Origin of the sequence: Novosphingobium sp. (genome assembly GCF_039595395.1) — a bacterium.
Lineage (GTDB): Bacteria > Pseudomonadota > Alphaproteobacteria > Sphingomonadales > Sphingomonadaceae > Novosphingobium.
The window spans coordinates 2,164,964-2,178,027 of sequence record NZ_JBCNLP010000001.1 but is presented as its reverse complement, the minus strand read 5'-3'; the positions used below and the strand labels follow the sequence as shown (position 1 = coordinate 2,178,027).

General features: G+C 62.5%; 8 protein-coding genes. 6 read left to right on the top strand and 2 right to left on the bottom strand.

Annotated elements, in window-relative coordinates; all coding sequences use genetic code 11:
* Positions 1–21: 21 nt before the first annotated feature.
* Complete coding sequence (locus ABDW49_RS10040; protein ID WP_343611607.1) at positions 22–2,394, bottom strand: TonB-dependent receptor; 2,373 nt, start codon at positions 2,392–2,394, stop codon at positions 22–24.
* Between the two features lie 175 nt (positions 2,395–2,569).
* Between ABDW49_RS10040 and ABDW49_RS10035 the strand changes: the two genes are divergently transcribed.
* The 6 genes from ABDW49_RS10035 (at position 2,570) to ABDW49_RS10010 (ending at position 11,788) form a co-directional block, all read left to right on the top strand.
* On the top strand, positions 2,570–3,709 hold the full coding sequence (locus ABDW49_RS10035; RefSeq protein ID WP_343611606.1) for an FAD-dependent monooxygenase: 1,140 nt from the start codon (positions 2,570–2,572) through the stop codon (positions 3,707–3,709).
* Positions 3,710–3,900: 191 nt separating this feature from the next.
* Positions 3,901–4,227 carry a hypothetical protein gene (locus tag ABDW49_RS10030; protein WP_343611605.1) on the top strand — a complete coding sequence of 109 codons (327 nt, stop codon included), beginning with the start codon at positions 3,901–3,903 and terminating at the stop codon, positions 4,225–4,227.
* A gap of 585 nt (positions 4,228–4,812) precedes the next feature.
* Positions 4,813–7,443 carry a TonB-dependent receptor gene (locus ABDW49_RS10025; protein ID WP_343614230.1) on the top strand — a complete coding sequence of 877 codons (2,631 nt, stop codon included), beginning with the start codon at positions 4,813–4,815 and terminating at the stop codon, positions 7,441–7,443.
* Between the two features lie 74 nt (positions 7,444–7,517).
* Entirely contained in the window at positions 7,518–9,029 is a 1,512-nt protein-coding gene (locus ABDW49_RS10020) for a tryptophan halogenase family protein (protein ID WP_343611603.1), read from the top strand.
* A 50-nt stretch (positions 9,030–9,079) separates the two neighbouring features.
* A complete protein-coding gene (locus tag ABDW49_RS10015) occupies positions 9,080–11,116 on the top strand; it encodes a hypothetical protein (protein WP_343611601.1) in 2,037 nt (678 codons plus the stop codon).
* 189 nt (positions 11,117–11,305) lie between these two features.
* The gene (locus ABDW49_RS10010; RefSeq protein ID WP_343611600.1) at positions 11,306–11,788 is read left to right on the top strand and encodes a hypothetical protein; all 483 of its coding nucleotides are present in this window, start codon (positions 11,306–11,308) and stop codon (positions 11,786–11,788) included.
* An 11-nt stretch (positions 11,789–11,799) separates the two neighbouring features.
* On the opposite strand, the gene ABDW49_RS10005 is transcribed toward ABDW49_RS10010, so the two are convergent.
* On the bottom strand, positions 11,800–13,032 hold the full coding sequence (locus ABDW49_RS10005; RefSeq protein WP_343611598.1) for a carbohydrate porin: 1,233 nt from the start codon (positions 13,030–13,032) through the stop codon (positions 11,800–11,802).
* Between the last annotated feature and the right edge of the window lie 32 nt (positions 13,033–13,064).

The window sequence follows — 13,064 nt, the reverse complement described above, 5'->3', positions numbered from 1 at the left end:
GCAGGTTCACCGTGATGGGCGTCAGAAATTGACCGACAGGCGCCCGCCGAAATAGCGATGCGAATCCCGCGCGGGCTGGCCGATCACCAGATTGGCCGAGGTGGCGCTGGCGAAGAAATCCTCGATGTTGCTGTAATACATGTGGTTGGTCAGATTGTTGACGAAGAAGGTCAGGCTGGCCGTCTGCGCCTTGTTCTGAAAACCCAGCGACAGATCGACCAGCGCGAAGCCGGCCTGCACCGTATAGGGGTTCTGGTCGGCCTGCATGTTGGTGCTGGTGCGATAGGAGACATTGCCCCCCAGCAGCACATTGAACCTGTCGAGAGGCACGGTCTGCTGCACGCTGCCCGTCAGCTTGAACTTGGGCGAGGAGGGCAGCGGCTTGCCGGTCAAATCCTGACTGTTGGCCGCGACGTTGCAGCCCTGCGCCGCCGTCTGCCCCGGATAGCACACAGCACCCGGAAAACTGGTAAATTTGGCATCGGTGTAGGCGCCTGACAGGTTGAAGCGCGTGTTGCCCCGCACATAGGTCAGATCGCCTTCCACGCCTTGGGTGCGCGCATCGGCATTGGCCAGCACCAGCACGGCGATCAGGCCGGAATTGTCAAAAAGCTGGGCCTGATAGTTGTTGTACTTGGTGTAATAGGCCGCCAGATTGAACGTCAGATGCCGGTCGAGCAGGCTGGATTTCAGGCCCAGTTCGAAGCTGTCGATCGTCTCGCGCTTGGTGGCCGTGGTGAATTTCAGATCGGCGGCACTCGGCGCGGTCTGAGGCGTGGCAAAATCATGCACCGTGTTGAAGGCACGCGGCTTGTAACCCCGCGTATAGGAGCCATAGACCATCACATCGCGCGTCGGCTTGAACTGGATCGCCGCATCGCCGACCAGCGCCGAGGAACTGTCTTTCAGATTCCACGCATAGCCGCCCTGCCCATAGCCGCCGCTGCCATAGATGCCATTGGCCGGATCGAAATATTGGGTGACGTTCCAGCCGATCTTGTCCCAATTGTACCGCAGACCAGCCACCAGCGTCATCTTCTCGCCCAGCTTTGCGGTGCCACGGCCATAGATCGCATAGTTCTGCGTGGTGGAAATGTTGGTCTTGGCCAGCGGATTGAGCGTCCAGTTGCGGAAGCTGGCCTGATTGACCGTCATGTCCGAATAGAAGAAACCGGTGATGTAGCTGAAAGGCTTTGAGGCATCCGATGCCAGCTTCACCTCTTCGGTGGTCTGGTTGACATAACCGTAGAAATGGCCGGTGTTGTTGAAGGGCTGGTTCAGCGCGGCGGGGATCGCGCCCACGCCCTGCAGGAAGTTCTGGAAGATCGTCGCCCAATTGACATTGGCCTCGAAAATATCCTGCGTCTGGTCCTGATTTTCGCGGAACAGCGACGTGGTCGAGGTCAGCACCGAGCCATTGCCCAGATGATAGTTCACCACCAGCGAACCATCCTTGTCCTCATAGCGCGATCCCATCACCGTATGAGAGGCATATTGCGTGTTGCCGTAAGCGACATTGATCCCCGGATACATCACCGCCTGGGTCAGCCCCACCGGCTGGGCGAAGAAATAAGCGCCCGGCGTCATATAGATCGGCACGAAATTCTCGCCGCTGCTGGTCGAGAGCGCATAATGGCCCATCACCTGCGCATCCAGCGCATCGGTGATCTGCCATTTCAGCTTGATGCGCCCGCCCTTGCTGTCAGCGTTGGAATGCTCGTTCAGCGTGGTGTTATAGACCGGATAGGGCGTGTGCTGGTAATAGGCGCTGATGCTGCCGGTGAGGCCGGGCAGGATCTGGCCCGAGCCATGGACATCCATATGATGCTCGCCATCGTCGGTCAGCATGGCGTTGAAGCCGAATTTGGTGATCTCGCTGGGCGCATAAGTCACGAAATTGATCACGCCTGCCGAGGCGGTGCGCCCGCCCAGCGTGGCCTGAGGGCCTTTCAGCACTTCCAGTTGCTGCACGTCTGTGATGGTGTTGGCGGCAAAGCTGTCGGCAGGCACCGGCACGCCATCGACCTGAATGGAAACGCCCGAGGTCAGGCCGATCGCCCCCTCATTGGCATTGGTCGAGATGCCGCGAATACCATAGGGCACGCGCCCGTTGAAGGTGCCCTTGATCTCCACCGAGGGCACGATGCGGTTGATGTCCGACAGGTCGGAGACATGGTTCTGGGCGATGGCGCTGTTGCTCAACACGGCGGCGGCCACGGGAATATCCTGCAGGCGCTCTGTGCGCTTCTGGGCGGTGACCACGATCTCGGCGGTGTCGTCGGGCTTGGCCGGCTGAGCTGCCGCATCCTCGGCCCGCGCCGCATTCACCCATCCGGCCATCATGGCCAGCGCCAGAGCCGATCGGGCTGCCCCCCCGGTCACACAGATCTTCATCACCCTATCCTCCCCAATCGCTTCCGGCCTTCCTGGGTCTGGTGAACAGCCCGGCCGTCTTGTGTTGCTTTGGGGGTAGCGCGAAGATCGGCTCCGGTCTTACCGATTGTATGGATGGGCGCCTATCCATGCTTCGAATTTGCCTGCGCGCGCCCGACCGCTACTTCATAAGGGCATGACACGGGAGAGCATCAGCAGCGTCCATGAGGCGCTCATCGTAGGCGGCGGGATCGGCGGCATGGCAGCCGCGATCGCGCTGGCGGAACGCGGCGTGACGGTCGATCTCATCGACCTGGACCCCCAATGGCGGGTCTATGGCGCGGGGATCACCATCACCGGGCCGACCCTGCGCGCCTATCGGCGGCTGGGCCTGCTCGAAGAGATCAAGGCGCAGGGCGCCATCACCACCAAGACCCGCCTGTTCCGCTATGACGGCACGCATATCAAGGATCTGGACGAACCCATCATCGAGGAAGGCCTGCCCGCCACCGGCGGCATCATGCGGCCTGTGCTGCACCGGATCATGCAGAAGCGCGTGCAGCAATTGAACATTCCGGTGCGTCTGGGGCTGACGGTCGATGCGGTGGAGAATGTCGACCATGGCGTTGCGGTCACCTTCTCGGACGGCACGCAGGGACGCTACGATCTGGTGGTGGGCGCCGACAGCGTGTTTTCGCGCGTGAGAGAACTGGCTTTCCCGCATATGGGCCCGGCTGCGCCCACCGGTCAGGGCTGCTGGCGCATTTCGATCCGTCGCCCGCCCGGCCTGACCGAGGGTGAGTTCTATCTGGGGCATGACAATCCCTGCGGCATCACGGCCTGTGCGCCTGACAGCGTCTATATGTGGATGCTCACGCCCCATGTGGAGCGCGACCGTTTCCTGAGCGATGATGAATTGTTCGACACGCTGAAAGAACTGCTCAAGGATTTCGGCGGCAATGCCGGTTGGGTGCGCGACACTATGACGCGCGAGGACTGGATCAACTATCGTCCGCTGGCCGCCGTGCTGCAGCCGGGGCCATGGTTCAACGGCAGGATCGTGCTGCTGGGCGATGCGGTGCATGCCACGACGCCGCATCTGGCGTCCGGCGCGGGGATGGCGGTGGAAAGCGGCCTGGTTCTGGCCGAGGAACTCGCCGGCCATGACACCGTGGCGGATGGTTTGCAGGCCTATCAGGAGCGGCGTTTCCCGCGCTGTCAGGATGTGATCGAAAGCTCTGTCGCGGTGGGGCGCCTGCAACTGGCCCATGGCGACCCGCGTGAGCATGCCCATATTCTGGAAGGCGCATTGGGGCGTCTGAACGAGCCTTTCTGACAGAACGGGGCGATCGCGATAACCACGGTCGCCCTTTCCTGATCTAACAGCGAACGGAGTGCCTCCCAAGCTGTGAGCATCCTTAAATTCCGCGAAAGAAGAACGAACGAAGCGTTATCAGTTTTTCCAGTAAACGTATGGAAGACAATCCAATCCGTGCTAGGCAGCGTGTTAATCGGATTGGAGGCAACATGTTCGCCCTGGCACTTCTCATCGCGGCGCAGGCTGCACCCGGCTCTGCCCCATATGGCAATGAGCATGCATTCCGCGTGTTCGGTATTGGCGCGACATCCTGCGCGGCAGCCTATGCCAACCCGGATGCCGAAGCCATGTCGGAGGCATGGGTTCTGGGTTATTTCACCGCGCTCAACACACATAACGACCCCGGCGTGGGCAGAACCGTCAATGCCGAAGGCGTGCTCGCCTCGGTGAGGAAAGCCTGTTTTCAGACTCCCTCGGCATCGCTGGATAGAACCGCCTTTGGGGTCTACACCTTCATGCAGAGCATCGGCCGGTAAATCTCGCGGGGATGATCCTGCGCTCCGGCGGGGCATCCCCGGCCGAACCCGCCAATCGGGCGAATGACCCATAGACCCCCAGAAGCGCGGCACTGCGCCTTTCCCAGACCCGAGTCTCGCAGGCGCTTCCAGAAATGTGACATTTTGGTCACATTGCAGCCCGACAGAAGGCCATCAAACCCCCTCTCAGAGCCCTCCTAACGGCCCGTTCATCATAAAATTACAAGGGAATTCAAGAGCACCAAAGAGGGCTCAAAGCCTGCTGTTTTCGGGCCACAGAGGCAGGAACACGATGCCGCTCCGATCGTTCGACATACGATTGCAAGCGAGCGATCGACCAAATCCATTGATAAGATTGTGCTCGCATTTTAAAACTTATGGAAAGCCCGGATCGACAAGGGCGCTGCAGGGAGACGAGCATTTTCAGGCATTGAGGCAGACGTTCTGCGCTGTTGTCGCATGCGTCATGCCATTTCACACATCCATATGGCCCCATCCCCCCGCCTGACGGCCGAGGGGCTGTATGCCGCATAAAATCAAAAGGTTCAGGGAATTAACACAATGAGGGAGATGAACGTGGACAACATGTCATCCAAAAAGGCTTTTCTGGTAGGCGCCGCCTCCACACTGGCCGTTTCCATCGCCGTGATCAGCCAGCCCGCCTTCGCGCAGGGCACCGCTGCGGCCACCACCGCGCCAGCCGAAGCCCCCACCACGGTTGCCGATCCGGCCAATGAGATCGTCGTGACCGGTTCGACCTCGAAGCGTACCCTGCTGAACGCCTCGGTTGCCATCACGCAGATTTCCAACGCCGATCTGGCGCAAAAGGCGCCGCGCAACACCGTCGACATCCTCGAAACCATCCCCGGCATCTTCGTGGAAGGCACGGCGGGCCCGGTGTCGAACAACTATTCGGTGCGCGGCCTGCCGGGCGGCGGCCAGCAATTCGTGCGCCTGCTGGAAGACGGCATGCCCTCGATCTATGGCGGCCTCAACGATGACGAAGTCTTCCAGTATGATGCCTCGATCGATCACGTCGAAGGCCTGCAGGGCGGCACCTCGGGCATTCTGGCCCCCAATGCGGCGGGCGCCTCGATCAACTTCATCTCGCGCAAGATGAATTATGATCACGGTGGCGGTCTCTTCAAGATCACCGGCACCACCTATGGCGAGGCGCGGACCGACTTCTGGTATTCGGCTCCGCTCAAGTTCCTGGGCGACGATGTGGCCTTCGCGGTCAGCGGTTATCTGGATTCCAACCCCGGTCAGCGCGATTCCCAGTTCCGCTACGACACCTATCATGTGAAGGCGCAGCTCGAAAAACGCTTCGATGATGGCGGCTACATCCGCGCCACCTACAAGCGCTGGAACGAGCACGATCCCTATTACGCCGACCAGCCCTACTCCTATGTCGACGGCAAGATCGCCAGCGTGCCGGGGCTGAGCGGGCAATATGGCAACATCATCGGCAATGGCTTCGGCACGATCACCATGCCCAATTCCTGCGCCGTGGGCCAGTGCACCCGCACCTTCAGCGCCAAGGAAGGCATCCATGCGCAGGGCAATCTGTTCCGCATCGATGTGAACAAGCCGGTCGGCCACGGCATCACCCTGTTCGCCAAGGCGCGCTACACCCAGACCAACTGGGACTTCAACGGCGTCTTCGCCGGCAGCGGCTCCGGCAATGCGGGCCTCGAAACGGCGGTCAACTATCTGACGCCCAGCTCGGTCTCGCCGCTGTGGGGCAGCACCCTGCCCTCGTCGAACCCCATGTATGGCGGGCTGAACCTGTTCCAGGCCGCGGCCCTGGCCTTCCCCGGCACGGCGCAATATGGCATCCGCAATCTGACCACCGGTCAGGTGATCGCGGGCAACAACACCGCCGCGCTCAATGCGCTGAACGGCAATGGGCTGCTGCAGCAGACCTGGCTCAACCGCCAGACGATCAACATCCATGATGTCGGCAGCGATTTCGGCGCCAAGTGGGATGCCAGCGGCAGCGGCTGGAAGAACAGCCTGACCGTGGGCGGCATGATCTATCACCAGCGTCAGGACAATGACCAGTCGGCGGTGTCCAACCTGCTCAACGATGTGTCGAACAATTCGAACATCTATGATGTGGTGGCGCTGAACTCGGCGGGCGGCGTGATCGGCACGCTGACCAACAACGGTCTGCTCGGCTATGGCGACTGGGGCGCCGGCGTCAGCTATTTCGACCAGAGCAGCCAGTCGGTCTATGCCAATGACGAGTTCACCTGGCATGAGAAGTTCCACTTCGACGTGGGCCTGCGCTATGAGCATGAAAAGCAGACCAGCTACAGCGGCAACAGCTCGCCGTCGCTGATCGCGCCCGGCACCACCGGCCTGCTGCAGGTGAACCCGAATGCCTTCAACGGCACCTATTCGGTCAACTCGGGCTATGCCGAAAACCCGCTCAACTGGACGGCGGGCATCAACTACACCCACAACTCCCATCTGTCGGTCTATGGGCGCTATGCCCATTCCTATCAGACCAATGGCAACAACTCGAACGGCGCCACCGCGATCACTTTGTGGGAAGCGGGCATCACCTATGCCGGGCATGGCTTTGTGGGGTCGGTGCGGCCCTTCCGCACCATCTTCAAGAACCAGAGCTTCAACGGCCTGATCCTTGACGCGGGCACCAGCACCTCGGAAAGCTTCGTTGCCAACATCACCACCAATGGTGTTGACCTCGACCTGTCCTACCGCCCCACCTATGAGCCGCTGCGCGCCTTCTCGATCCGTGGCCAGGCCACCTTCCAGGACCCGAAATACGCGGGCGCCTGCCTTGGCAGCATCAGCAACGGCATTCTGTCCAACTGCGCGCCCTATCCGCAGGCCGATGGCCTGACGCCGGGCCGCACGCCCAAAGTGATGTACACCATCACCCCGGCGGTGGATCTGCCGCATCATCTGGGCAGCATCTATCTGCGCTACAAGTACATCGGCAAGATCTTCGCCGATCAGACCGGTACGCTGCCGCTGCCCAGCTATGGTGTGCTGTCGCTGGGTGCGGAGCTGAACGTCACCGACCGCATCACGGTCAATGCCAGCGTGGACAATGTCACCAACACGCAGGGCCTGACCGAGGGCAACCCGCGTCAGGGTCTGTCCGAGCAGGTGGTCAACGGCTATTTCTATGGCCGTGGCATTGTCGGCACCAACGGCATGGTCTCGCTGCAGTACAAGTTCTGAGCGGACTGAGCTAACTTATGGGAGGCAATCCTCGGTGAGGATTGCCTCCTCTGCTTCCTGATGAAAGTGGCGAGATGGACCAGCGTATCGGCAAGGTGGTGATCCTGGGGGGAGGCACCGCGGGCTGGATGGCCGCCGCCGCTCTGGCCAAGGTCAACAACCCGAAACTCTTCGACATCACGCTGATCGAATCCGACGAGATCGGCATCGTCGGCGTGGGCGAAGCGACCATCCCCACCATCCACTGGTTCAACCAGTTGGCGGGCATCGATGAGGCCGCGCTGCTGCGCGAAACCCATGCCACCTACAAGCTGGGCATCGAGTTCACCGGCTGGAATGGCGAGGGCAGCGCCTATTTCCATCCCTTCGGCCGCTATGGCGCGCCTTCCGACGGGCCAATGTTCTACCATCGCTGGATCCGCGCGCTTCTGGCCGGCGACACACACGGCGCCGAGGCTTACTCCCTGACCACGCAACTGGCGCGCGCCGGGCGGTTTGCCCATCCTTCGAACGATCCGCGTTCCCTGCTCTCCACTTTGGGCTTTGCCTATCATTTCGACGCCGCCTCCTATGCCGCCTTCCTGCGCCGCCAATGCGAGGCCAAGGGCGTCAGGCGCATCGAGGGTAAGGTCGAACGCGTCGAACAGAACGGCGAAACCGGCTTTGTCACGCGCCTCACCACCCAGCGCGGCGAGGTGATCGAGGGCGATCTGTTCATCGATTGCTCTGGTTTCCGGGGCCTGCTGATCGAGCAGACGCTCAAGACCGGCTATGAGGACTGGACGCATTGGCTGCCCTGCGATCGTGCTCTGGCCGTCCCTTGCGAAAGCGCCGGGCCGCCCACGCCTTTCACCCGCGCCACCGCGCGGGAGGCGGGCTGGCAGTGGTGCATTCCGCTGCAGCATCGCATCGGCAATGGCTATGTCTATTCCAGCCAGCATATCAGCGACGATGAGGCGGCGGAAAAGCTGCTCTCCCGTCTCGATGGCAAGGCGCTGGCCGATCCACGCCCGATCCGCTTCACCACCGGGCGGCGGCGCAAGGTGTGGAACCGCAATGTCATCGCCATGGGGCTGGCCAGCGGCTTCCTCGAACCGCTGGAATCGACCAGCATCCATCTGATCCAGAGCGCCATCGCCAAGCTGCTTTCGCTCTTCCCCACGCGTGGCTGCGACCCGCTGGTGGCCGAGCAATTCAACCGCGTCTATGGCGAGGATGTGGAGACCGTCCGCGATTTCCTGATCCTGCATTACCACCGCACACAGGGCCGCAACGAACCCCTGTGGCGCCAGTGCCAGGCCATGAGCCTGCCCGACAGCCTGACCTACAAGGAAGAGCAATTCACCCGCACCGGCCGCATCGTGCTGGGCACCGATGAACTCTTCCGCGAGGCAAGCTGGTTCGCGGTGATGATGGGGCAAGGCCTTGTGCCACAAGACTACAACCCGCTGATGGACAGCTTTTCGGCCGCGGCCAATGACCAGCATCTGGCCCGCATCCGCAGCGAGATCGCCGCCGCCACACCCAAGCTGCCCCGCCATGAGGATGTGATCCGCCAGCGCCTGCAAACGCCCGCGCCGCGCTGACCCAATTTTGACCGCAGAGCCATACGTTCGGCTTGATCGGAGTTCTATCGATGCTTTTGAAATCCTCCCTCTCGCTTGCCGCCGCTGCCTTGTTGGCCGCGCCTGTGGCGCATGCGCAATCCGCCGCTCAGCCGCTGCAGTTCGAGGTGAAGGAAGGCAACAATCTCAACAGTTTCTACCGGCAGGGGCCGGTGGCGGCGCATCTGCTGCTGCGCTCGGGCCTCGATCCGCGCATTCTGGTGGCCTTCCCGGCGGGCAACAGCGGCGTGGGCCTGTGGTTCGACCATCTTGGCCAGAGCGCGACATGGCGCATGGTCACGCCGCCCACCGCCCAAACGGTGGAGGATGCCAAGGGCCGCAAGCTCTATGGCATCACCGCCACCGCCGAGATCACGGCTCCCGCCTTGCAGGTGAAGCAGGCGGTCCTCTCCTCCGTGCGCGTGCTGCGCGATTATCAGAGCGACGGCATCAAGACCCCAGAGGTGGACACGCTGCCCGTCATCAAAGGCCAGACCCTCCTCTGGCAGCGTGACCGCCTCGATGGCGCGCCGGGCTATCGCCTTGCGGTGACGGTGGTGCAGGGCTCGCTGGCGATGGGCCGCATCACGGCGGGGGCCGATGGCAGGATCACCCTGCGCATCGAGGCCCAGAGCGGTGAAACCCCGCTCACCCCGCTGCAGGGCGACGCGCTGCTCTCGCCCAAGGCCAACCGTGATCCCGCCGCGCGCAACACGCTCAGCTTCCTGAGCTATCGCGAGAAATTCATGGCCGGCTCGTGGCGCTTCAACACCTATTTCGGGCGCGACACGATGATGTCGCTCAGCCTGCTGATGCCCGCGCTCCAGCCCGAGGCCATCGAGGGCGGGCTGCGCTCGGTCATCGCCCGCCTCTCGCCGCAGGGTGAGGCAGCCCATGAGGAAGGCATCGGCGAATTTGCCGTGCTGGACCATCTGCGCCACCACCAGCCCCTCAGCGGCGCCCCCGATTACGACTACGCCATGATCGATTCCAGCTATATGCTGGCCCCGCTGGTCGAGCGCTATATGCTGGACGGCCCGAGCGGTCTGGCCCGCGCCAAGGCGTTCCTCGCCGCCCCCAGCGGCAAGGCAGGCGATAGCAGCGAAACCGCAGGCGCGGCGCTGATGCGCAATCTGCGCTTTGTGCTCAGCACCACGCAGCCCTTCGTACAGACGCCCGCCGTCGCCCATCTGCTGGCGATCAAGGATGGCCGCCCCACCGGCGAATGGCGTGACAGCAACACCGGGCTGGGTCTGGGCCGCTATCCCTATGACGTGAACGCCGCCCTCGCCCCCGCCGCCCTGCGTGCCATCCAGCGCTTGACGGCCTCCGGCGTGCTGACGCCCTATATGACCGGCGAGGACAAGGCCGCCTTCGCCAAGGCCGGCGCCGCAGCGGACATCTGGGCCAGCAAGGCGCCGGGCTTCTTCGATGTGACGGTCCCTGCCGCCCAGGCCAAGGCGGACATCACCGCCTATGCCGCCGAACTGAAGGTGCCCTCCCAGGCCGCGCTTAAGGCTGTGAATGGCCAGCCGGTGCGTTACCACGCACTGTCGCTCAATGCCGATGGCTCGCCCGTCCGCATGGTGAACTCCGACCCCGGCTTCGATCTGATGTTCGGCCACCCCGCCCCCGCCCTGCTGGATCGGGATGTGACCGCCATGATGCGCCCCTTCCCCGCTGGCCTGATGACGGATATCGGTCTGCTGGTCGCCAATGCCGTCTATGGCACGCCCGAGGACAAGAGCCGCTTCACCCAAAGCGCCTATCATGGTCTGGTCGTCTGGTCATGGCAGCAGGCCCTGCTGGCCGGCGGACTGGACCGCCAGTTGAAGCGCACCGATTTGCCGCCCAAGGTCCGCGCCGATCTGGTTGCCGACCGCAAGACCCTGTGGACGGCCATCGAGGCGCATCGCGACATGGCCAGTTCGGAACTGTGGTCCTGGGCCTTTGAGAACGGGCACTACAAGGTGGTGGCCTTCGGCGCAGGGGCTGGCGATGCGGATGAATCGAACGCCGCCCAGCTCTGGAGTTCGGCCTATCTGGGGCTGACGCCTCCCACGCGTTGAGGAGGTTTTGCAGGGAGACATGTGAGGGGGGAGCCCTCCTCACATTCTTCTCTCTTCTACCTCGACAAAATGTGCCCATGCCAAGGCCAAATGCCTGCAAATAAGGGGTAATCCCTAGTCGGGATTCTCCCCAAGGAAGGGATGTTTCACCTAAAATCCCGGTCGAAACATTCAAGGGAGGCCTGGAGCATGACCACCATATCCAGCACCACTGGCGCCGTCGGCGCTCTGGCGACCTATCTCAACCAGCTCAGCGCGGGCAGCACCAGCGGGTCGGGCAGCGACAGCACCGCCAGCTCGCTAATCTCCATGGTGCAGGGCACGGATAGCTCCAGTTCCTCGAACATTGCCACCTTGTTGGGGACCAACAGCTCGACCTCGGGCAATGCCCTGAGCGCGCTGCTGGGCACCACCTATGACACGACCAGCGGCCTGTTGACCGAGATCAGCTCACTGGCCCAATCGCTGGCCGCGACCAGCACCGCCGCGTCGACTTCCACGGACACAACCGGCGCCAGCACGGGCACGACGACGGGCTCCACATCAGGCAGCGATACGTCGACAACCGACACAACGCCCACCGATCCGGCGGCCACACGCGCCAAGATCACCAAACTGCTGAGCGATGCCTTTGCCAGCCAGCAGCAGGGTTTCATCTCGCTGCTGGTCTGAGGCGCCAACTCTCATCGATGCGACAGCAGCTTCATCGCATCGACGTTGAACTTGAAGCCCACGATCCAGGCATTGGGGATGGCATTCGCCCGCAAGGGTGCTCCCGATGAATCCGGGTGCAGCACATATTGCACATTGGGCGAAATCCGCAACGCGCGGCCAAGCTGCGCACCATAGGCCAGTTCCATCATGATCTCGTCCCGATGCGCATCGGGCCTGCCGCCGGCAGCCACGCGCAAGGCGTTCATCCGCTGCATCGCCAGACCGCTGAAGTGCTGGTCATTGATCATAAAGCCGATGGTGTCCTGATCCCGGCCTCGCCAGGTTCCCGTCTGCACCAGTCCCAGATCGAAGTAATGGCTTTCCTCCACCCGGCCCGAGATGTTGGCCATCGCCACGCCGAACACCGCCAGCCCGCGCTGGCTGCGCGGATCGGGCCGCGTCAATTGCTGATCAAAGCGCAGATAAAGCCCGTTGCGCCCCTTGAGCGTGGCGGAAGGCCGTCCTGTCAGTGCCGCGATTCCGCCCGAGGTATCACGCAGAGGATCGGCATAGTCGCCACGGTCAATCCAGCCGCCCAGGATCACATGGCGCGGCAGCCGGGCCGTGTTGTAATCCGTGCCATAGCCCAGTTCGAAGGGCACGATAAAGCCGGTGCCACCCTTGAAGCTGAAGCTGAACCCGTTGTCATCGGCGGCCTTGCGGTTGGGGTTCACCTCATAGATGCCGACATGGGCGAACCAGTCGCGCGCCACCGTCACCTTGACCTTGGCCATCCAGCTTGAGGCCGGGAAATAGGTGAAGTTGCTGTCCTTGAACACCATCGTCGGGTTGCCGCAGGTGGAGTTCGACTGGAAGTTGCAATAGATCGGCGAATTGAGGAAATGGATGTTGGCCTGGCTCTTGCCCGCCTCGATATCCACCGCGCCGCCCAACAGCTTCTGCTCCCAGGTGAGGATCGCCAGATGGGTGTTCTGCGTGCCCCAGATTTCCTGCACCGATGTGTTGTTGCCCAGCGCGATGCTCGACAGGCTCTGGCCATGACGGTTGGTGATGGCCAGATGCAGCGTGGCGCCCGGCACATGGGCCAGTTTACCCAGATCGGCATCGGCGCCGACATAGACCTGCCCCGCATAGGCCGCTTTCCGGTCCAGACCACCGCTCAGATTGGCCGCGGCCTCGCCGGTGTAGCTGAGCGAAAAACTCAGCCCCTTCGCGGCCAGACTGTCGAGCGTCGCCGCCACAGGTGCAGCCTCCGCGCTTGTTTGTGGCGCGT